Origin of the sequence: Burkholderia reimsis (genome assembly GCF_003294055.1) — a bacterium.
GTDB lineage: Bacteria > Pseudomonadota > Gammaproteobacteria > Burkholderiales > Burkholderiaceae > Burkholderia > Burkholderia cepacia.
In genome coordinates this window covers 1-19,442 of the sequence record NZ_QMFZ01000035.1, presented here as the reverse complement: position 1 = coordinate 19,442, position 19,442 = coordinate 1, and the positions used below count along the sequence as shown (strand labels likewise).

Genomic DNA, 19,442 nt, shown 5'->3' with positions numbered 1-19,442 from the left:
AGGAACCGGAAACCGGCCATCAGAACAGGAAATAACGCTGCGCCATCGGCAGCACCGTGGCCGGCTCGCAGGTGAGCAACTGGCCGTCGGCGATCACGTCGTAGGTTTCGGGATCGACGCTGATCGACGGGCGCCATGCGTTGTGGATCATGTCGGCCTTCGTCACGTTGCGGCAGTTGCGCACCGGCACGATCCGCTTCGCGAGGCCGTAGCGCTCCGCGATGCCCGCATCGGCCGCCATCTGCGACACGAACGTCAGTGACGTGCGCGCGAGCGCCCCGCCGCGCGTCGCGAACATCTCGCGATAGTGAACCGGCTGCGGCGTCGGGATCGACGCGTTCGGGTCGCCCATCTGCGCCATGGCGATCATCCCGCCCTTCAGGATCATCGACGGCTTGATCCCGAAGAACGCCGGCTCCCACAGCACGAGGTCGGCCCACTTGCCGGGTTCGATCGAACCGACTTCGTGCGCGATGCCGTGCGTGAGCGCCGGGTTGATCGTGTACTTCGCGACGTAACGCTTCGCGCGGAAGTTGTCGTTGCGTGTGCCGTCTTCCGGCAGCGCGCCGCGCTGCACCTTCATCTTGTGCGCGGTCTGCCAGGTGCGGATGATCACTTCGCCGACGCGGCCCATCGCCTGCGAATCCGACGACAGCATCGACAGCGCGCCGAGATCGTGCAGGATGTCCTCGGCCGCGATCGTCTCGCGGCGGATCCGCGATTCGGCGAACGCGAGATCCTCGGCGATCGACGGATCGAGGTGATGGCACACCATCAGCATGTCGAGATGCTCGTCGAGCGTGTTGATCGTGTACGGGCGCGTCGGGTTGGTCGACGACGGCAGCACGTTCGACTCGCCGCACACCTTCAGGATGTCGGGCGCGTGGCCGCCGCCCGCGCCTTCGGTGTGATACGTGTGGATCGTGCGGCCCTTGAACGCGGCGACCGTCGATTCGACGAAGCCGCCTTCGTTCAGCGTGTCGGTGTGGATCGCGACCTGCGTGTCGGTGTCGTCGGCGACCGACAGGCAGTTGTCGATCGCGGCGGGCGTCGTGCCCCAGTCCTCGTGCAGCTTCAGCCCGATCGCGCCGGCCGCGATCTGCTCGACGAGCGGCTCGGGCAGGCTCGCGTTGCCCTTGCCGAGGAAGCCGAGGTTGATCGGCCAGCCGTCGGCGGCCTGCAGCATCCGCTCCATGTGCCACGGCCCTGGCGTGCAGGTCGTCGCGTTGGTGCCGGTGGCGGGGCCGGTGCCGCCGCCGAGCATCGTCGTGACGCCCGACGCGAGCGCCTCGTCGATCTGCTGCGGGCTGATGAAGTGGATGTGCGTGTCGATGCCGCCCGCCGTCACGATCAGCCCTTCGCCGGCGATCACTTCGGTGGCCGCGCCGATCGCGATCGTCACGCCCGGCTGGATGTCGGGATTGCCGGCCTTGCCGATCGCGGCGATGCGGCCGTGCTTGATCGCGATGTCGGCCTTCACGATGCCCCAGTGATCGAGGATCACCGCGTTCGTGATGATCGTGTCGGGCACGTCGGCGGCCACGCGCTGCGACTGGCCCATGCCGTCGCGGATCACCTTCCCGCCGCCGAATTTCACTTCCTCGCCGTAGGTCGTGTAATCGCGTTCGATCTCGATCAGCAGTTCGGTATCGGCGAGCCGGACGCGGTCGCCCGTCGTCGGCCCGAACATTTCCGCGTACGCGCGGCGGCTCAAGCGTAATGTCATGTGCTGTTCCTGAAGAGCGGGGCGCGGTTTACAGCGGCCCCATCACCTTGCCCTGAAAACCGTAGACGGCACGATCGCCCGCGAGTGCGACCAGCTCGACGGTGCGCGTCTGGCCCGGCTCGAAGCGCACGGCGGTGCCGGCCGCGATGTTCAGGCGGAAGCCGCGCGCGGCCGCGCGATCGAACGACAGCGCGTCGTTGACTTCGAAGAAGTGGTAGTGCGAGCCGACCTGCACCGGGCGGTCGCCGGTGTTCGCGACGACGAGCGCGAGCGTCGCGCGGCCCGCGTTCAGTTCGTGTTCGCCGTCGTCGGTGAGGATTTCGCCGGGGATCATGCGGGGCCTCACGGAATCGGGTGATGGACGGTCACGAGCTTCGTGCCGTCGGGGAAGGTCGCCTCGACCTGGATGTCGGGAATCATCTCCGGCACGCCGTCCATCACGTCGTCGCGCGTGAGCAGCGTCGTGCCGTAGTGCATCACCTCGGCGACCGTCCTGCCGTCGCGCGCGGCTTCCATCAGCGCGGCGGTGATGAAGGCGACTGCCTCCGGATAGTTGAGCTTCAGGCCGCGTGCGCGTCGGCGCTCGGCCAGCAGCGCCGCCGTGAAGATCAGCAGCTTGTCCTTCTCTCGGGGAGTCAGTTTCATGAAGGCAAACGTTCAGTAAAACGTAATTTTTATCGGTGCGTGGGCAACGGGGCGAACGCGCGGGTCATCGTAGCACCGCGCCGTTTTGCGTGCGCCGTGTATCGGTTATGTAAGCAGCAAGGCGCGTGCCATGTGCATGGAACGCGGCGCGATGCGCGTTCCTGGTGCGCGATGCATGGGCAACGTGCAGCGCCGGCCGCGGCGCTGCATCGAAACGGTGCGTGGCGCGACCGGGCTCAGGTTTGCCAGAGGCGCAGCGGCCGGGCGTCGACGCCGTGCACGATCGGCCGCAGATGCAGCCAGCAGTCGGTGAAGTGGCGTTGCAGCGCTTCCATCGACGTCGACAGCGCGCGCACCAGCACGACGCCGGGCGTCACGCAGGTCGCGCTCGCGCGCAGCATGGCATCGAACGGCATCCGCGCGGCGAGCGATTCGGCGAGCGCGGCGTCGCATGCGGCGCCGGCGGCCCACAACGTGCCGTAGGCGGGAAAGCCGGCGAGGCCCTGCAGCGCACCGCGCAGCGGATCGTGCGCGTCGAGCAGTGCGCGTTCGGTCCACAGCGGCCGACCGTCGGCATCGACGAGCGCCGCGCTCGACACGATGCGGCCGGCCGACCAGGTTTCGCCGGCTGCTTGCCGGCCGAGCTGCGTCGCGTCCCAGCCGATCGCGCTTGCGCCCGTGCCGAGCGTCACCGTGAAAGCGAGCGACGCATGCGCCGCGTCGAAGAACAGGTTGTTCTGCGGCAGCCAGTCGAGTTTCGCGTGGTCGCCGACCGTGATGCCGATGCGCTGCGTCGCATCGAGACCGTTCGACTTGTACCACTTGGTCGCGCCGGGCGTTGTCAGGACCGCGTGCGTGCCGTCGCCGAGCGCGATGTCGATGTCGAGCCGGTCGCCGCCCGCGACGCCGCCCGGTGGGTGCACGATCACCGCGTGGCAGATCGCATCGCCTTCCGGATACAGCGGCCGCTGCACGCGCAACGGGCCGTCGTGCAGCCGGTGGGCGAGCGTCGTGCGTGCGCCGTGCCGCTCGAAGCCGAGTTCGAGGCGGCCGCGCCACGACTTGGCGACGGCGGGGCGGGACAGCGAGGCATGCGAATCGGGGGCGGACATCGGCGGCGAACGGGAAACGAGGAAGCGGGTGCGAAGAACGTGGATGCTACCGGAACAATAATGCAGATGCGGCGTTCATTGAAAGCGCCGGGTTGGGTCGAATCCCCAATCTTCTGTGTGACAAGCATGGCCGTACATGTCCGATGGCGCGCCATGCCGTGGAGCGTCAGAGCAGTGCGACGGGCCCGAGCGACGCGAGAATGGTGGCACGCTGCTGGCGCGTTTACGCCTGGCTCGGTGGCATGGTGTCGGTCTCCGTGTCGGCTGACGCGTGTTCGCTGTCCAGCGCGGCGAATTTCTCGCGGAGCGCCGACTCCTGCTGTGCGAACACCTCCGGTTTTTTCTTTTTGAGATTCTCGAGGTTGATGAGCTTCCATCTCAGGGCCGGCAACTCGCGCAGATGCGCGTATGGCATCAAGGACCAGTCCGGCTCGGCCCGGACCAGCGATATCAGGAATCGACGATGATTCTCCGTGAGCGATGCGGGTAGTTCCCGATGGAGCCGTTCTTGAGTTGTTTCGAGCACCGCCAGGTCGACGGGTTCGACCGTCATGCCGACGAAATCGGAGTCGTAGGCCTCTGCCATCGAGTGCTTCGGTCCAAACAACACTTCGTGAATCGGCCTGTTATGCCCGGACAGATAGCCCACGAACGCATCCACGATATCCGGGCGCAACCCGTGGTGCGCATACATATGCATCACGTCGAAAAGATCGCGCGGATGCTGGCGGTCCAATGCGGCCACCAGCTTGCTGCCATAGAGCTCCGCGTCGTGAAGCGTCGGGACTTCGACGCTGGTGCTGAAGGTGTCCTCGGCTTGCTTCGTGAGGAGGCGCCGGACGGGGTCGAGTAATGTGCCCCGGAATATGTAGTTGACCTCGACCTTGACGGCGGTCGCGCCGGAAATGACGACGAGCTTCACGTCGTCGCCCTTCGCTTTCCCGGACGACGAGGCGGCCGAGAACTCCGTCGCATGTCCCTCGGCCTCGATTTGCTTCCGGGTTCGATCCAGCTCCTGGTCGATCGCATCGAGCGCTTCTTCGCGGTTCGGGCCTCGATCGGTGAACACGACATCGATATCGACCGACAGACGTGGCATGTCATGGAGAAAGAGGTTGAGTGCGGTACCGCCCTTCATCGCGAAGCGCGGCGTGTCGAAGACGATCGGTGCAATCGAGAGCATCAGCCGGACGGTGTCTACGTAGGTCTGGTTCATCACGGTTTGAGTGTGAGTCGCTTGCCGTTTTTCATCTTGTTCGACCATCGCGTGCCTTCGCCGAGGCGGTTGACGTGCTTCTGGAGTTCTCGTGCCCACGGAAAATCCGCACCTTGTCCAAGGTCCCGCACCAGTCGTACTACCTTCACGCTCGTACAGTGATGTAGAAGTACGTCCAGCGTTTTGACGCGCAGGTTGCGCAATCCGATCACCAGGTTGGATGCTTCCTCTAATGACTGTCCCTTTCCGATGTCGCTTGCAAGCTCCAGTATGGCTCGCTCCGGCACGGAAACAAGCACGTCGGGTTCCCCGGCGGGAAGCTGCGTCAGTCCGAACGAATAGGGCAACGATTCGTCGAACAACGCAGTGGTCTGGTACGTGTAGTGCATGTGCTCCGCGACCCATGAGGGGATGCGATAGGGTCTCGGGCCCCAGAGAATGACTTTCTCTTTGAATGCGATGTTGTGGCGAACGCCTTGCCAGGCGAGGGCTGTTTTGCCGCCGACGTGGATGCCGGGGACGCGTCGGCCAAGATGCGCGATGATGCCGTCCCGAGAGGGCGTGTCGCCGGTCAGCAGGTAGGTACCTTTCGAAAGGCGTTGCAGCCAGCCGGACTTGACCATATGTGACGCCAAAGCCGCGCTCACGCCCATGTTTCGAAGCATTGCAGAATCGATGGGGTAACCGCGCAGGGTCTCCTGCATCAACCGCTGGACTGTTTTATTGCTCATCGTGACGTGATCAGAGCGTTGTCTGATTGCAGTATATATAGAGTATGTTTGATTATCTGCAATTTTATAACGCTATCGCGCCAGATTCACCGGATCCAGTCACGCCTCAAGCCACGCCTCGGGAAGGACATGATCCGGCCGACACGTTGACTGCATGCGAGAAATGCACCGCTTGTTTGATAATCCGAAAATATTCAACGCTCGAATAATAAGGGTCTGAATAAAAAGACCTGATTGCCGGCAGCAGGATGGCCAGCCGGTGTCCATCACACCGCGATCAACTCGCGCACGCCGTTCGTCTCCATGTCCCGCGCATCACCCCCCGCGACGATCTCGCCGCGGCTCATCACCCAGTAGCGATCCGCGATCGAGCGCGCGAAATCGTAATACTGTTCGACGAGCAGCACGGTCATCTTCGATTCGTCGACGAGCTGGCGCAGCGTGCGCCCGATATCCTGGATGATCGACGGCTGGATGCCTTCGGTCGGCTCGTCGAGGATCAGCAACTGCGGGTCGCTCATCAGCGCGCGGCCGATCGCGAGCTGCTGCTGCTGGCCGCCCGACAGGTCGCCGCCGCGCCGCGCGCGCATGTCCTTCAGCACCGGGAACAGGTCGTAGATGCGGTCGGGTACTTTCGACGGCGCCTTGCGGCTCGCCGCGCCGACGAGCAGGTTCTCCTCGACGGTGAGCCGCGGAAAGATGTCGCGGCCCTGCGGCACGTACGCGAGCCCGGCCGCGACGCGCGCATACGGCGGCATCGCGCCGAGCGCGGTGCCGCGCCACGACACGCTGCCGCTTTTCGCGGCAACGACGCCCATCAGGCAGCGCAGCAGCGTGCTCTTGCCGACGCCGTTGCGGCCGAGCAGCACGGTGAGCTTGCCGTCGTCGGCGGCGAGGCTCACGTTGCGCAGGATATGGCTGCCGCCGTAGTACTGGTTCAGTGCTTCGATCTTCAGCATCGCATCAACGTCCGAGATAAGACTCGATCACCGCGTCGTCGCGCTTGACCTGGTCGAGGGTGCCTTGCGCGAGGACCGCGCCTTCGGCCATCACCGTCACGCGGCCCGATTCGCCCGCGAGCGCCGCGACGAATTCCATGTCGTGCTCGACGACCATCATCGAGCAGGTGCCGCGCAGCGTGTTCAGCAGCTCGGCGAGCTCCATCGTCTCGTGGTCGGTCATCCCGGCCGCGGGTTCGTCGAGCAGCAACAGCGCAGGGCGCTGCATCAGCAGCATGCCGATCTCGAGCCGCTGCTTCTGCCCGTGCGACAGCTCGCCCGCCGCGCGATACGCGTCGCTTTCGAGCCCGATCAGCGCGAGCGTCTCCTCGATCTTCGCCTGCGCGGTGCGGTCGAGCCGCGCGCGCAGCGACGCGAGCCAGCCCTTGTCGGTCTGCATCGCGAGTTCGAGGTTTTCCCACACCGGATGCTGCTCGAACACGGTCGGCTTCTGGAACTTGCGGCCGATGCCCGCGCGCGCGATCTCCGGCTCGTTCATTCGCGCGAGGTCGATGGTCTGGCCGAGAAACACCTTGCCCGCATCGGGGCGCGTCTTGCCGGTGATCACGTCCATCATCGTCGTCTTGCCCGCACCGTTCGGGCCGATCACGCAGCGCAGCTCGCCCGCGTCGATCGCGAGCGACAGCTTCTTCAGCGCGCGGAAGCCGTCGAAGCTCACCTCGATATCCTCGAGGTAGAGGATCGTGCCGTGCGACGTGTCGATGCCCGGCGGCACCACGCGCCCCATCGATGCGGTGCCGCTGACGGCGAGCAGCTCGTCCTCGGGCGGCGGCGTGAACTGGTAGAGGGCCGTTCCGTTCATGCACGTTTCCCCTTCGCGAGCACGGTTTCGACGAGGCCCATGATCCCGCGCGGCAGCAGCAGCGGCACGAGCACGAAGATCAGGCCGAGGAAGAACAGCCAGTATTCGGCGAAGTAGGCGGTAAACAGGCTTTTCGCGCCGTTCACCGCGAACGCGCCGACGATCGGCCCGATCAGCGTGCCGCGGCCGCCCACCGCGACCCAGATCGCCATCTCGATCGAGTTGCCGGGCGACATCTCGCCGGGATTGATGATGCCGACCTGCGGCACGTACAACGCGCCCGCGATGCCGCACAGCACGGCCGATACGGTCCACACGAACAGCTTGTACGCGAGCGGGCTGTAGCCGAGGAACATCAGCCGCGTTTCGCCGTCGCGCACCGCGGTGACCACACGCCCGAGCTTGCTGGTGACGATCGCGCGCGCGGCGATGAACGCGAGCACGAGCGTCGCGAACGTCAGCAGCAACAGCACCGTGCGCGTGCCGGGCGACGTGATCGCGAAGCCCGCGATGCGCTTGAAGTCGGTGAAACCGTTGTTGCCGCCGAAGCCCGTCTCGTTGCGAAAGAACAGCAACATCGCGGCGAACGTCAGCGCCTGCGTGATGATCGACAGGTACACGCCTTTCACGCGCGAGCGGAACGTGAAGAAGCCGAACACCCAGGCGAGCACGGCCGGCACGAGCACGACGAGCGCGAGCGCCCACGCGAGATGCTGCGTGCCGCTCCAGTACCACGGTAGCTGGTGCCAGTCGAGAAACACCATGAAGTCGGGCAGGTCGCTGCCGTACTTGCCGTCGCGGCCGATCTCGCGCATCAGGTACATGCCGATCGCATAACCGCCGAGCGCGAAGAAGAGGCCGTGGCCGAGGCTCAGGATGCCGCAGTAGCCCCACACGAGATCGAGCGCGAGCGCGGCGATCGCGTAGCACATCAGCTTGCCGGCGAGCGTCATCGCATACGCGGACAGATGGAACGCGCTCGACTCGGGCGCGACCAGCGCGGCGAGCGGCACGCCGATGCCGATCGCGATGCACAGCGCGATCAGCGCGAGCCACGCGCGGCGCGACAGCAGCGCGGGGCGGGGCGGCAGGCCGAGCGCGAAACCGTTCTCCGCACGCGCGGCGGCAGCGGGCTTCGGCGCGTCGGCGAGCGGCTTCGACAACGAATCGGTGATTGAAGTCATGTCACGCCTCCGCGCTGCGGCCCTTCGGGGCGAACATGCCCTGCGGACGCTTCTGGATGAACAGCACGATCATCACGAGCACCGCGATCTTCGCGAGCACGGCGCCCCAGAACGGCTCGATCGCCTTGCTGACGAGGCCGAGCCCGAAGCCGCCGAGCACGGTGCCGGCGATCTGCCCGACACCGCCGAGCACGACGGCCATGAACGAATCGATGATGTAGTTCTGGCCGAGATCCGGGCCGACATTGCCGATCTGCGACAGCGCGCAGCCGCCGAGGCCCGCGATGCCGGCGCCGAACGCGAATGCGTACGCGTCGACGCGTGCGGTCTTCACGCCGACGCACGCGGCCATCCGGCGGTTCTGCGTGACCGCGCGCACGAACAGGCCAAGGCGCGTCTTCGTCAGCACGGCCCACGCGACGAATACCACCGCGAGCGCAAACGCGAGGATCACGAGGCGGTTGTACGGCAGGATCAGGTTCTGCATCACCGTCACGCCGCCGCTCATCCACGACGGGTTCACGACCTGCACGTTCTGCGCGCCGAACAGCATCCGCGTCGCCTGGATCAGGATCAGGCTCACGCCGAAGGTGGCGAGCAGGGTCTCGAGCGGGCGGCCGTACAGGTGCCGCAGCACGAGCCGTTCGAGCACGATGCCGACGAGCGCGGCCGTCACGAACGACACCGGCACGGCGACGAGCGGATACCAGTCGAACGCGCCGGGTGCGTAGCGCTGGATCAGCGTCTGCACGACATAGGTTGCGTACGCACCGATCATCAGGAATTCGCCGTGCGCCATGTTGATCACGCCGATCAGCCCGTACGTGATCGCGAGGCCGAGTGCGGCGAGCAGCAGCACGCTGCCGAGCGACAGCCCCGCGAACAGCGTGCCCGCGATCTCGCCGCGGCGCTGCAGCGAGTGCAATGCGTCGAGCCCTTGCTGGGCGGCGTCGCGCACACGCGCGTCGGGCTCCGCGTAGCTGCCGTCGGCGTTTTTCGCGACGAGCGGGCGCAACTGCTCGATCATGTCGAGATCGCTGCGCGCGGCCACCACCTGCACGGCTTCGAGGCGCTTCGCCGGATCGGCGTCGTGCAGCGCGGCGATCGCCCACAATGCATCGAGGCGGCGCTTCAGCGCGGGATCGGTTTCCTTCGCACGGGCGCGGTCGATCATCGGCTTGAGTGCCGGGTCGGGCGACTTCAGCAGCGCATCGATCGCGTCGCGGCGCGCGGCGACGTCGGGCGACGCGAGCGCGAGCCCCGACAGCGCGCCCGCGATTTTCGTGCGCAGCAGGTTGTTCAGCATCACGGGCTGCGCGTCGCCGGCCGGCGTCGCGGCCTGCGAGAGCGCGTCGTGTGCGGTGTCGCCGGACTGGATCAGCAGGCGGCCGTCGCCGGTCGCGAGCGCGTCGCCGCTCGACAGCGCGTTGAGCAACGCGACGGCGCGCGGATCGGGATCGGCGGCGAGCCGTTCGATCGCGGCCGTCTTCGCGTCGAAGTCGTCGCCGGCGAGCGCGGCGGTATCGGCGGCCGTCAGCGCGAACGCGGCGCGCGGCAGCCCGCCCGCGAGGGCGGCGCACGCGACGATCGCGACGGCGGCTCGGCGAAAGCGTGTAGGCATCGGGAAATCCTGTCGGGCGTGGAAGGCGGATGCAGGCGGCGATGCGCGGGCGCTTGCGGTGCGTCGGCAAGCGCGCCCGGGGCATCGGCGCCTGCAAGCGGGCGGAGCATCGCGCCGGTGCGCGACGCCCCGCGTCGCGTCAGGCGAGCGTCGTGCGCTGCCGGCGCAGGAACGCCGGGATCGACGTGACGATGTCCGGCTTGCCCTGGTTACCCGCGATGTACGGGCTCCACGGCTGCGCGCGCACGGCCGTCTTCGTCTTCCACACGACGTTGAACTGCCCGTCGCCGCGGATCTCGCCGATCATCACCGGCTTGTGCAGGTGATGGTTGCCGTCCATCGCGAGCGTGAAGCCCGACGGCGCGGCAACCGTCTGGCCGATCATCGCGACACGCACCTTGTCGACGTCGGTGCTCTTCGCCTTCTCGACGGCCTGCTTCCACATGTGGATGCCCACATAGGTCGCCTCCATCGGGTCGTTGGTCACGCGCTTCGCGCCGCCCGGCAGGTTGTTCGCCTTCACCCAGGCGGCGAACTGGTCCTTGAACTTCGTGTTGGTCGGGTTCTTCACCGACATGAAGTAATTCCACGCAGCGAGGTGGCCGACGAGCGGCTTCGTGTCGATCCCGCGCAGTTCCTCCTCGCCGACCGAGAACGCGACGACCGGCACGTCGGTCGCCTTGATCCCCTGGTTGCCGAGCTCCTTGTAGAACGGCACGTTCGAGTCGCCGTTGATCGTCGAGATCACGGTCGTCTTGCCGCCCTGCGAGAAGTTCTTGATGTTCGCGACGATGGTCTGGTAATCGCTGTGGCCGAACGGCGTATAGACCTCCTGAATGTCGGCGTCCTTCACGCCCTTCGATTTCAGGAACGCGCGCAGGATCTTGTTGGTCGTGCGCGGATACACGTAGTCGGTGCCGAGCAGGAAGAAGCGCTTCGCGCTGCCGCCTTCCGCGCTCATCAGGTACTCGACGGCCGGGATCGCCTGCTGGTTCGGCGCCGCGCCCGTATAGAACACGTTGCGCGACATTTCCTCGCCTTCGTACTGCACCGGGTAGTAGAGCAGCCCGTTCAGCTCCTCGAACACCGGCAGCACCGACTTGCGCGACACCGACGTCCAGCAGCCGAACACGCACGCGACCTTGTCCTGCGTGAGCAGCTGGCGCGCCTTCTCGGCGAACAGCGGCCAGTTCGACGCGGGATCGACCACCACGGGCTCGAGCTTGCGGCCCATCACGCCGCCGCTCTTGTTGATGTCGGCGATCGTCATCAGCGCGGTGTCCTTCAGCGACGTCTCCGAGATCGCCATCGTGCCCGACAGCGAGTGCAGGATGCCGACCTTGATCGGGCCGGTGCCCGCATCGGCCGCGTGCGCGAACGGGCTCTTGCCCGCGAGCGCAAGCGCGCCGGCCATCGAACCGAACTTCAACAGACTGCGACGTTTCATCGGGTTCCCCTTGACGTGTTGGATATGCGTGCGCCTTGACGGCGTCGGCCAACGGATAACGCAAGGCATGTGCCAGTCGTGCGGATGCACGCCCGGCGTGCCTGCGCGGGGCAGGGCGGGGCGTCGGGACGGGGCACATGACGCGTCGTGCAGCATGCGCGGTCCGTCGCGGTGCAGGGTCGCGGGCGGAAATGGTGCACGGTTGGGGTTCCCCGTTCCGGTGCCTGCGTGCGGTGCGGGAACGGTCGTGCACCATGACTTCACGCCAAGCGGGGTGGGGCGGCGCGGTACCGTCGCAGGTCAGACGACGCCGAGACGAACCGGAGCGGGAAAGAAAAACGGGCGCGCCATGCGCGCCCGTTCGGCGGGTCGGTATGACCGGCGGCGATGTGCCGGCCGGTGCGGCGGCGCGCGATGCGCCACCGGCGGGATCAGTAGCGCGGGACGGACGGATCGACGTCGCGCGACCACGCGTCGATCCCGCCTTGCAGGTTGTACAGCTTCGTGAAGCCGCGCGACTCGAGGAACATCGCGACCTGCGCGCTGCGCATCCCGTGATGGCACACGCAGACGATTTCCGCTTCGTCGTCGAGTTCTTCGCTGCGCGCGGGAATCTGCTGCATCGGGATCGACACGCTGCCGGCGATGTGCGCGGTCGCGATTTCCCACGGTTCGCGCACGTCGAGCACGACCGGCGCGGGGCGCGCCTTGTCGCCGAGCCATTCCGCGAGCATCGCGGCGGTCAGGATCTGCATGGAGGCTCCGCTGCTCAGAACTTGAAGCGCGACGGCTCGATCGCGTTGACGAGGTGGTCGATGTAGGTTTCGAACACGTCGGCCACGCGGTACTGCTTGTCGTCGATGCGCGTGATGATCTGCGCCTTCATCACCGGACGGCCGCCGACGAATGCCGACAGGCGGCCGCCGACCTTCAGTTGCTCGAGCATTTCCTGCGGCACGACGGGCAGGCCGCCCGCGACGCAGATCACGTCGTACGGCGCCTTGCCGGCCCAGCCGCGCGAACCGTCGCCGAGGACGACTTCCGCGTTGGTCACGCCGTCGTTGCGCAGGTTGTCTTCCGCGAACTTCGCGATGGCCGGATCGATCTCGACGGCCGTCACGTGCCGGGCGCGATGCGCGAACAGCGCGGCCAGGTAGCCCGAACCGGCGCCGATCACGAGCACGTTCTCGTGCTTCTTGACGGCCAGCTCCTGCAGCACGCGCGCTTCGACGCGCGGAAACAGCATCTTGCTGGTGCCGCCCGGCAGCGGCAGTTCGAGGTCGGCGAACGCGAGATCGCGGTATTCGGCCGGAACGTAGTTTTCACGCTTGACGATCGACAGCAGGCCCAGGACGTCGAGATCCAGCACGTCCCACGGCCGGATCTGTTGTTCGATCATGTTGAAACGCGCGTTTTCGATATTCATGGTGTGGTCACGCAGCCTGGTCGGCCATCAGCGGGGATAGAGAAACTTCGTGATTGTACCAAACGGGGCGGCCGCGAAGCCTTCAGGCGGCCTGCAACAGACCTTTACCCCTTGCTCTTCCTGATCTGCGCCTCGAAGGCGAGGTCGAGCTTGCTCGCCTTGCGCGGCTTTTTGGGGCCGAATTCGTCGACGAACTTGACGAACGCGTCGAGCGGCAGCGGCTCGCAGCGCTTCTCGGCGGTGCCGCCCGAGCGGTCGACGAGATAGAACAGGCCGCCCGCCATTGCGACGGCCGCGAAATGCGGGTTGCCGGAGCGGGTCTTCAGGCGTTCGACCGCGTGGGTCGCTTTGGTGGTGCGCATCGTGCGGATTCTGGCGGGGCGTAAGCCCCACACTGTATCAAACCGGCCGCCCGCATGCGCCCGGCCGGCGCCCGGCCGCCCCTAGACCGTGCGTGAATACCGCTGCTGCTGCGTTTGCCCGAGGTACGCGTCGAACGCCATCGCGATGTTGCGCACGACCATCCGGCCGGCCGGATGGATCGTCAGGCGGTCGCCCGCGATCGTCAGCAGCCCGTCGCGCTCGAACGGGCGCAGCGCGTCGAGTTCGCGCGCGAAATGATCGGCGAAGCGGATGCCGTGTGCGGCCTCGACATGCGAGAACGGCAGTTCGAGGTTGCACATCAGCTGCGTGATCACGTCGCGGCGCAGCCGGTCGTCGGGCGTGAGCCGCACGCCGCGCGCGATCGGCAGCCGGCCCGCGTCGAGCGCGGCGCCGTAGGCGGGCAGGTCCTTCGCGTTCTGCGCGTAGACGTCGCCGACCTTGCCGATCGACGACACGCCGAAACCGACGAGGTCGGTATCCGCGCGCGTGCTGTAGCCCTGGAAATTGCGTTGCAGCGTGCCGTTGCGCTGCGCGCGCACGAGTTCGTCGGACGGCCGCGCGAAGTGATCCATCCCGATGTACACGTAGCCGGCCGACGTCAGCATGTCGATCGCGAGGCCGAGCAGCGCGATGCGCGTTTCCGGCGGCGGCAGCGTCGCATCGTCGATCTGCCGCTGCATCTTGAACAGGTGCGGCATGTGCGCGTAGCCGAACACCGACAGCCGGTCGGGCGCGAGTTCGATGATCGTTTCCAGCGTGCGCGCGAAGACGGCAACGGTCTGGTGCGGCAGCCCGTAGATCAGGTCGACGCTCACCGAATGAAACCCCGTCGTGCGCGCGGCGGAGAGCAGGTCGGCCGTCATCGCGCGCGGCTGGACACGGTTGATCGCCTGTTGCACGGCCGGGTCGAAATCCTGCACGCCGAGGCTCAGCCGGTTGAAGCCGATATTGCGCAGGTGGACGAGCGTGGCGGGCGTGACCGTGCGCGGATCGATCTCGATCGAGAATTCGGCGTCGGCATCCGGCGCGAGCGCGAAGTGCTCGCGCGTGGCCGCCATCAGCTCGGCCGTTTCGTCGTCGGACAGGAAGGTGGGCGTGCCGCCGCCCCAGTGCAGCTGCGTGACCGGGCGTGCGGGATCGAACAGCGCGGCCTGCAGCGCCATCTCGCGCTTGAGCTGCTCGAGATACGGGCGTGCGCGGCGGCGGTTGTTGGTCGCGATCTTGTTGCAGCCGCAGTAGAAGCACGCGGTGTTGCAGAACGGGATGTGGAAGTACAGCGACAGCTCGCTCGACGAGGCGCCGGGGTCGCTCGCCGCGCGCTGGTAGTCGGCCGGGTCGAAATCGTCGCGGAACTGCAGCGCGGTGGGGTACGACGTATAGCGCGGCCCGTTCGCGCCGTATTTCGCGAGCAAATCGGGACGGAACATTGAGTCGGCAGAACCGGAACGCATGATGGTCTCGCGCTTTTTAGATGCTTTCGAGTATATAAACGCGCGATTGAGCTGCATTGTGTAATAACGTCGCAGCCGGCGATGGCACAATGCGGGGTGGGCTGCCGGCACCGCGTCCGGTTGCCGCACCGTTTTTTGTTGTTCGTTCGAGAGAGCCGAGTGTCCGTCGAAATGCCTGTCCGCCCGGCGCCTGCCGATGTCCCGCCGCCGCATGCGTGCCGCGAGGGCTGCGGCGCGTGCTGCATCGCGCCGTCGATTTCCAGCCCGATTCCGGGCATGCCCGACGGCAAGCCGGCCGGTGTGCGCTGCGTGCAGCTCGGCGACGACCTGCGCTGCCGGATCTTCGGCCGCCCCGAGCGGCCCGCGTGCTGTTCCGGGCTGCAGCCTGCCGCGGACATGTGCGGCGCGTCGCGCGACGACGCGCTCGCGTGGCTCACGCGTCTCGAGGCCGCGACGCGGCCGTCGCAACCAGGAGAGTGTTCAGCATGACCGCACCTTGCGCGCCCGGCCGGCGCCGTTTCCTCGCCGCAACCGTCGGCGCCATCGGCGTGACGCTGTCGCTCGCCGCTTGCGCGTCGACCTTCCCGTTCATCCCCGATCACTACACGTTCTCGCGCGGCGACGTGCAGAAGGCCGTCGCGCGCAAGTTCCCGTACCAGAAGACGGTCGCGCAGGTCGTCGACGTGTCGCTCGCGAACCCGGCCGTCAACCTGCTGCCCGACCAGAACCGCGTCGCCGTGCAGCTCGATGCGCATTTCGCGAGCCCGTTCCTGCGCGCGCCCGTCAGCGGCAAGTTCACCGTGTCGGGCCAGCTTGCTTACGACGCACCGAGCCGTTCGGTGGTGCTGAAGTCGCCGGCCGTCGACAGCCTCGCGCTCGACGGCGACGCGCAGATGTACGCGCAACAGGTCGGCGCGGCCGCCGGCCTGCTCGCGACGCAGTTGCTGACCAACTATCCGATCTACACGTTCAAGCCCGAACAGCTGCAATTTGCCGGGGTGAACTACGAACCCGGTACAATTACGATTCTTACAAACGGCATACGCGTGGCGATCGTCGAAAAGTGACGACGAACCGCGCCCGGCCGGAGGGGGGCCGCGCGTGGAAGAGTGGCCCATTCATTCGACCATTTCGGAGTTGGGCCACGAATGGACTGGATCCTGATCTGCAAGGCTTTGATCCTCGGCGTCGTCGAGGGGCTGACGGAATTCCTGCCGGTGTCGAGCACCGGTCACCTGATCGTCGCGGGCAGCTTCCTGAATTTCAACGATTCGCACGCGAAGACTTTCGACGTCGTGATCCAGTTCGGGGCGATTCTCGCCGTCTGCTGGGAATACCGGCAACGGATCGCGTCCATCGTATCCGGGCTGCCCAGCCGGCCCGATGCGCGGCGCTTCACGCTGAACGTCGTGATCGCGACGATTCCCGCGATCGCACTCGGCCTCCTGCTCGAGAAGAAGATCAAGGCGGTGCTGTTCTCGCCGGTACCAGTCGCGTTCGCGCTCGTCGTGGGCGGGGCGATCATCCTGTGGGCCGAGGCGCGGCAGCGCGAACGCAGCGAGCCGCCGCGTGTGGTGGCGGTCGACGCGCTGACCCCGCTCGATGCGCTCAAGGTCGGCATCGCGCAGTGCTTCGCGCTGATTCCCGGCATGTCGCGCTCGGGCTCGACGATCATCGGCGGGATGCTGTTCGGTCTCGACCGGCGCGTCGCCACCGAATTCTCGTTCTTCCTCGCGATTCCGATCATCTTCGGCGCGACACTCTATGAAACCGTCAAGGACTGGCAGGCGTTCACCGTCGATTCGCTCGGCCTGTTCGCGCTTGGCCTCGTCGCCGCGTTCGTCAGTGCGTTCGTGTGCGTGCGCTGGCTGCTGCGCTACGTCGCGACGCACGATTTCACGGTGTTCGCGTGGTACCGGATCGCGTTCGGGCTGTTCGTGCTGCTGGTCGGGTACAGCGGCTGGCTGAACTGGGCGTGACGCGGCACGGAGGCGGGCGCGCCTCCAATGAGAAAAGCCCGATCGGCAGATAACCGATCGGGCTTTTTTTATCCGGATCCGGGCGGCCTGCGCCGCCGCGGCGGGAAGGCTCAGCCTGCGCGCTTGCGGAACACCAGGTCCCACACGCCGTGGCCGAGGCGCAGCCCGCGCCGTTCGAACTTCGTGACCGGGCGGTAGTCGGGGCGCGGGGCGTAGTCGGCGGCGGTGTTTTCGAGCGTCGGTTCCGCGCCGAGCACTTCCAGCATCTGCTCGGCGTAGTTCTGCCAGTCGGTCGCGCAGTGAATGTATGCGCCGGGCTTCAGGCGCGACGCGAGATGCGCGACGAGCGGCGGCTGGATCAGCCGGCGCTTGTGGTGGCGCGCCTTGTGCCACGGGTCGGGGAAGAAGATGTGCACGCCGTCGAGACTTTCCGGCGCAAGCATGTGCTCGAGCACCTCGACCGCGTCGTGCTGGATGATGCGGATGTTTGGCAGATCCTGCTCGCCGATCAGCTTCAGCAGCGCGCCGACGCCCGGCTCGTGCACTTCGACGCCGAGGAAGTCGTCGCCGGGGCGGTTCGCGGCGATTTCCGCGGTCGACGCGCCCATCCCGAAGCCGATCTCGAGGATGCGCGGCGCGCTGCGGCCGAACACCGCATTCCAGTCGGGCAGGTCCGGTGCATACGGCACCACGAAGCGCGGGCCGAGTTCGTCGAGCGCGCGGCGCTGGCCGGTCGACACGCGGCCGGCGCGCGTCACGAAGCTGCGGATGCGGCGGTGGTGCAGCGGATTGACGGTGTCGGCGCCTTCGGCGGCTTCGTCGGGAATGGCGTCGTCGTGCGGCGGCAGGCCGGCTTCGTTCGGATCGTCGTGCATCATCGGTACAGAGAAAGGCTCGGTTGCGGGCGAGGGCCCGTTGCGCGCAGCAGTGCGCAGGGTGAACCGGCACATGGTACAAAAAAGCCGCCTTCGACGAGGCGGCTTTTGCGCAGGCTGCGATGCAGCCGGAAAGTGGAGCGGGCGATGGGAATCGAACCCACGTCATCAGCTTGGGAAGCTGAGGTAATGGCCATTATACGACGCCCGCAGAACGCGCAATTCTACAGGGGTTCGGGTCGGGATGGCAAGCGGGAGGTTCGGGGCGGTGGCAGCGAAACTGGCATGGCTCGATGCCGGGGCGGTGGTGTCGCTGGCTTTGATGAGTGATCGTGCGTGCGGACTGCCTACCGATCCAATTTCGGTCGGAGCGCTCGCCTGCTTGGCGGAATGTCTATGAGTTGGTCGAGTGGACATGCGTAATGAGAAAAAGTTACGGATCCGCTATGATCACGTATCAGCACCTTCGCGAAGGATTTATATATGTCACTGGTTGAGCAAATTAATAAAAAGCGTCGTGAGATTAAGACCGACGGCTATCCGATGTCGATCGGGGAGTGGGTAAGTATGTATGAGCGCGAAGAATTGGATATACATCCTGAGTTCCAACGCTTTTACAGATGGACGTCGGCGCAGAAGGCTGGGTTGATTGAGTCCATTCTTCTTGGTATCCCTTTGCCGCAGATATTCGTAAGTCAGCGCTCAGACGGAGTGTGGGACGTCGTTGATGGGCTGCAGCGGCTTTCGACTATTTTTCAATTTATGGGAATCCTTCGAGATGAGGATGGTCAACGGATGGAGCCGCTTGCCCTCGAAGGCACAAAATATCTTCCAGCATTGAATGGTGTTTTATGGGAAAGTGCAGATAATCCAAGGCACGCTCTTCCCAAGGAACTCCAGTTGGTGATTAAGAGGTCGAAGATTGCCGCGAGTATCGTATTGAAGGAGAGTGATGAGTCGGCAAAGTATGACCTGTTCCAACGTCTTAATACCGGTGGTTCCGAACTCAGTCCGCAGGAAGTTCGGAACTGTCTCCTGGTAATGATTAACAAATCGTTCTTCGAGTGGTTGAAGGAGCTTCCTAGGTACGAGCCATTTATTGCCACTACTGCACTTAGTGATCGCCCCCTTGAAGAAGCTTATGACGTTGAGCTCGCACTTCGATTTATTATTCTTGCTCGTATTCCAGAGGTGGAGATCAAGTCGATTGGTGATGTTGGTATATTCTTGACTGACCGTGTCTCCGAAGTCGCGCAGAATAAACGATTCAGGCGAGGTGAAATAAAGCAATTGTTTGAAGATACATTTGACGTGCTCGCGCAGATTCTCGAAGACGAGGCGTTTAAACGGTACAGTATTAAGAAGAAGAGGCATGAGGGGGGGTTCCTTCTGTCGATGTTCGAGGTGGTTGCACTTGGCGTGGCATACAACATCGCCGAAGGCACACTTTGCGAGCAGAAAGAAATTCCCAAGCGTGCTAGATCTATCTGGTCGAACAAGGCCTTCACTGATTGGGCGACCTCCGGAGTTAATGCAAGCCGTCGACTTCCGCGCCTAATTCCTCTTGGTCGAAAGCTCTTTTCCAATGCGGTCTGATTATTATGATCCGCACTGTTAACGATTTGGTGGATCGGGTCGCCGCTGAATTGGTATGGCGGCGAAGGGAGTTGACGGATATGAGAGCCTTGGTACAAGAGGGCGGTCTCAAGAATCAAGTGCAACGTTTAGCCAACCCGGCGGTAGCTAATTCCGTCGCCATGGCCTCTTCGGGGGTTTTCCAGTTGAGGGTTTGACGAGGGCGTCCGTTCATCAGCTTGGCAATAT

The 19,442-nt window shown here is 65.4% G+C and carries 20 protein-coding genes, 1 tRNA gene and 1 pseudogene; 4 read left to right on the top strand and 18 right to left on the bottom strand.

Annotated features, from left to right (window positions below; all coding sequences use genetic code 11):
- Positions 1 to 19: 19 nt before the first annotated feature.
- From ureC to hemN, 15 genes are all read right to left on the bottom strand, one after another.
- Positions 20 to 1,726: an urease subunit alpha gene (gene ureC / locus DPV79_RS31415; RefSeq protein WP_113047283.1), complete on the bottom strand. Its 1,707-nt coding sequence runs from the start codon at positions 1,724 to 1,726 to the stop codon at positions 20 to 22.
- 28 nt (positions 1,727 to 1,754) lie between these two features.
- A complete protein-coding gene (locus DPV79_RS31410; RefSeq protein ID WP_021161917.1) occupies positions 1,755 to 2,060 on the bottom strand; it encodes an urease subunit beta in 306 nt (101 codons plus the stop codon).
- Between the two features lie 8 nt (positions 2,061 to 2,068).
- Entirely contained in the window at positions 2,069 to 2,371 is a 303-nt protein-coding gene (locus DPV79_RS31405; RefSeq protein ID WP_006491064.1) for an urease subunit gamma, read from the bottom strand.
- A 236-nt stretch (positions 2,372 to 2,607) separates the two neighbouring features.
- Positions 2,608 to 3,483, bottom strand: coding sequence for an urease accessory protein UreD (locus DPV79_RS31400; protein ID WP_113047282.1), 876 nt, complete (start codon positions 3,481 to 3,483; stop codon positions 2,608 to 2,610).
- A 223-nt stretch (positions 3,484 to 3,706) separates the two neighbouring features.
- Positions 3,707 to 4,699: a nucleotidyl transferase AbiEii/AbiGii toxin family protein gene (locus DPV79_RS31395; protein WP_113047281.1), complete on the bottom strand. Its 993-nt coding sequence runs from the start codon at positions 4,697 to 4,699 to the stop codon at positions 3,707 to 3,709.
- On the bottom strand, positions 4,699 to 5,430 hold the full coding sequence (locus DPV79_RS31390; protein WP_060058344.1) for a type IV toxin-antitoxin system AbiEi family antitoxin domain-containing protein: 732 nt from the start codon (positions 5,428 to 5,430) through the stop codon (positions 4,699 to 4,701). The genes DPV79_RS31395 and DPV79_RS31390 overlap by 1 nt, the downstream gene beginning before the upstream one ends.
- A gap of 266 nt (positions 5,431 to 5,696) precedes the next feature.
- Entirely contained in the window at positions 5,697 to 6,389 is a 693-nt protein-coding gene (gene urtE / locus DPV79_RS31385; RefSeq protein WP_059590314.1) for an urea ABC transporter ATP-binding subunit UrtE, read from the bottom strand.
- 4 nt (positions 6,390 to 6,393) lie between these two features.
- The gene (urtD, locus tag DPV79_RS31380; protein WP_021161914.1) at positions 6,394 to 7,251 is read right to left on the bottom strand and encodes an urea ABC transporter ATP-binding protein UrtD; all 858 of its coding nucleotides are present in this window, start codon (positions 7,249 to 7,251) and stop codon (positions 6,394 to 6,396) included.
- Positions 7,248 to 8,435, bottom strand: coding sequence for an urea ABC transporter permease subunit UrtC (gene urtC, locus DPV79_RS31375; RefSeq protein WP_021161913.1), 1,188 nt, complete (start codon positions 8,433 to 8,435; stop codon positions 7,248 to 7,250). Before urtC ends, urtD begins: the two co-directional genes overlap by 4 nt.
- A 1-nt stretch (position 8,436) precedes the next feature.
- Positions 8,437 to 10,056 carry an urea ABC transporter permease subunit UrtB gene (urtB, locus tag DPV79_RS31370; protein ID WP_059498389.1) on the bottom strand — a complete coding sequence of 540 codons (1,620 nt, stop codon included), beginning with the start codon at positions 10,054 to 10,056 and terminating at the stop codon, positions 8,437 to 8,439.
- 139 nt (positions 10,057 to 10,195) lie between these two features.
- Positions 10,196 to 11,503, bottom strand: coding sequence for an urea ABC transporter substrate-binding protein (urtA, locus tag DPV79_RS31365; RefSeq protein ID WP_113047280.1), 1,308 nt, complete (start codon positions 11,501 to 11,503; stop codon positions 10,196 to 10,198).
- Between the two features lie 431 nt (positions 11,504 to 11,934).
- A complete protein-coding gene (locus tag DPV79_RS31360) occupies positions 11,935 to 12,258 on the bottom strand; it encodes a rhodanese-like domain-containing protein (RefSeq protein ID WP_011351193.1) in 324 nt (107 codons plus the stop codon).
- A 14-nt stretch (positions 12,259 to 12,272) separates the two neighbouring features.
- The gene (locus DPV79_RS31355) at positions 12,273 to 12,929 is read right to left on the bottom strand and encodes a protein-L-isoaspartate O-methyltransferase family protein (protein ID WP_021157052.1); all 657 of its coding nucleotides are present in this window, start codon (positions 12,927 to 12,929) and stop codon (positions 12,273 to 12,275) included.
- 104 nt (positions 12,930 to 13,033) lie between these two features.
- Positions 13,034 to 13,291: a hypothetical protein gene (locus tag DPV79_RS31350; protein WP_060174668.1), complete on the bottom strand. Its 258-nt coding sequence runs from the start codon at positions 13,289 to 13,291 to the stop codon at positions 13,034 to 13,036.
- A gap of 81 nt (positions 13,292 to 13,372) precedes the next feature.
- The gene (gene hemN, locus DPV79_RS31345) at positions 13,373 to 14,764 is read right to left on the bottom strand and encodes an oxygen-independent coproporphyrinogen III oxidase (RefSeq protein WP_059485279.1); all 1,392 of its coding nucleotides are present in this window, start codon (positions 14,762 to 14,764) and stop codon (positions 13,373 to 13,375) included.
- 171 nt (positions 14,765 to 14,935) lie between these two features.
- Here hemN and DPV79_RS31340 point away from each other — a divergent pair, with 171 nt between their 5' ends.
- From DPV79_RS31340 to DPV79_RS31330, 3 genes are all read left to right on the top strand, one after another.
- Entirely contained in the window at positions 14,936 to 15,253 is a 318-nt protein-coding gene (locus DPV79_RS31340) for a YkgJ family cysteine cluster protein (protein WP_034195806.1), read from the top strand.
- Positions 15,250 to 15,831, top strand: coding sequence for a DUF1439 domain-containing protein (locus DPV79_RS31335; protein WP_021157056.1), 582 nt, complete (start codon positions 15,250 to 15,252; stop codon positions 15,829 to 15,831). The genes DPV79_RS31340 and DPV79_RS31335 overlap by 4 nt, the downstream gene beginning before the upstream one ends.
- A gap of 81 nt (positions 15,832 to 15,912) precedes the next feature.
- Entirely contained in the window at positions 15,913 to 16,743 is an 831-nt protein-coding gene (locus tag DPV79_RS31330; RefSeq protein WP_113047279.1) for an undecaprenyl-diphosphate phosphatase, read from the top strand.
- A 110-nt stretch (positions 16,744 to 16,853) separates the two neighbouring features.
- On the opposite strand, the gene trmB is transcribed toward DPV79_RS31330, so the two are convergent.
- Together trmB and DPV79_RS31320 are read right to left on the bottom strand one after the other, a co-directional pair.
- Positions 16,854 to 17,621 (bottom strand): tRNA (guanosine(46)-N7)-methyltransferase TrmB, encoded by a 768-nt coding sequence (trmB, locus tag DPV79_RS31325; protein ID WP_113047278.1) that lies wholly within the window; start codon positions 17,619 to 17,621, stop codon positions 16,854 to 16,856.
- 133 nt (positions 17,622 to 17,754) lie between these two features.
- A tRNA-Gly gene (locus DPV79_RS31320) sits at positions 17,755 to 17,829 on the bottom strand.
- A 272-nt stretch (positions 17,830 to 18,101) separates the two neighbouring features.
- On the opposite strand from DPV79_RS31320, the gene DPV79_RS31315 reads away from it, so the two are divergent.
- Entirely contained in the window at positions 18,102 to 19,214 is a 1,113-nt protein-coding gene (locus DPV79_RS31315) for a DUF262 domain-containing protein (protein WP_060051935.1), read from the top strand.
- Positions 19,215 to 19,329: 115 nt separating this feature from the next.
- Here DPV79_RS31315 and DPV79_RS43895 read toward each other — a convergent pair.
- Positions 19,330 to 19,442: pseudogene (locus tag DPV79_RS43895) on the bottom strand (IS30 family transposase); the annotation flags it as partial.

Bases quoted from the DNA above. Each gene is read 5' to 3' on its own strand.
- DPV79_RS31350 (WP_060174668.1), bottom strand. From the start codon at position 13,291: ATGCGCACCACCAAAGCGACCCACGCGGTCGAACGCCTGAAGACCCGC.
- trmB (WP_113047278.1), bottom strand. From the start codon at position 17,621: ATGATGCACGACGATCCGAACGAAGCCGGCCTGCCGCCGCACGACGAC.
- DPV79_RS31360 (WP_011351193.1), bottom strand. From the start codon at position 12,258: ATGCAGATCCTGACCGCCGCGATGCTCGCGGAATGGCTCGGCGACAAG.
- DPV79_RS31335 (WP_021157056.1), top strand. From the start codon at position 15,250: ATGACCGCACCTTGCGCGCCCGGCCGGCGCCGTTTCCTCGCCGCAACC.
- DPV79_RS31340 (WP_034195806.1), top strand. From the start codon at position 14,936: ATGCCTGTCCGCCCGGCGCCTGCCGATGTCCCGCCGCCGCATGCGTGC.
- urtE (WP_059590314.1), bottom strand. From the start codon at position 6,389: ATGCTGAAGATCGAAGCACTGAACCAGTACTACGGCGGCAGCCATATC.
- DPV79_RS31410 (WP_021161917.1), bottom strand. From the start codon at position 2,060: ATGATCCCCGGCGAAATCCTCACCGACGACGGCGAACACGAACTGAAC.
- urtC (WP_021161913.1), bottom strand. From the start codon at position 8,435: ATGACTTCAATCACCGATTCGTTGTCGAAGCCGCTCGCCGACGCGCCG.
- urtD (WP_021161914.1), bottom strand. From the start codon at position 7,251: ATGAACGGAACGGCCCTCTACCAGTTCACGCCGCCGCCCGAGGACGAG.
- hemN (WP_059485279.1), bottom strand. From the start codon at position 14,764: ATGCGTTCCGGTTCTGCCGACTCAATGTTCCGTCCCGATTTGCTCGCG.
- urtB (WP_059498389.1), bottom strand. From the start codon at position 10,056: ATGCCTACACGCTTTCGCCGAGCCGCCGTCGCGATCGTCGCGTGCGCC.
- DPV79_RS31355 (WP_021157052.1), bottom strand. From the start codon at position 12,929: ATGAATATCGAAAACGCGCGTTTCAACATGATCGAACAACAGATCCGG.
- DPV79_RS31405 (WP_006491064.1), bottom strand. From the start codon at position 2,371: ATGAAACTGACTCCCCGAGAGAAGGACAAGCTGCTGATCTTCACGGCG.
- DPV79_RS31315 (WP_060051935.1), top strand. From the start codon at position 18,102: ATGTCACTGGTTGAGCAAATTAATAAAAAGCGTCGTGAGATTAAGACC.
- DPV79_RS31330 (WP_113047279.1), top strand. From the start codon at position 15,913: ATGGACTGGATCCTGATCTGCAAGGCTTTGATCCTCGGCGTCGTCGAG.
- DPV79_RS31400 (WP_113047282.1), bottom strand. From the start codon at position 3,483: ATGTCCGCCCCCGATTCGCATGCCTCGCTGTCCCGCCCCGCCGTCGCC.
- ureC (WP_113047283.1), bottom strand. From the start codon at position 1,726: ATGACATTACGCTTGAGCCGCCGCGCGTACGCGGAAATGTTCGGGCCG.
- urtA (WP_113047280.1), bottom strand. From the start codon at position 11,503: ATGAAACGTCGCAGTCTGTTGAAGTTCGGTTCGATGGCCGGCGCGCTT.
- DPV79_RS31395 (WP_113047281.1), bottom strand. From the start codon at position 4,699: ATGAACCAGACCTACGTAGACACCGTCCGGCTGATGCTCTCGATTGCA.
- DPV79_RS31390 (WP_060058344.1), bottom strand. From the start codon at position 5,430: ATGAGCAATAAAACAGTCCAGCGGTTGATGCAGGAGACCCTGCGCGGT.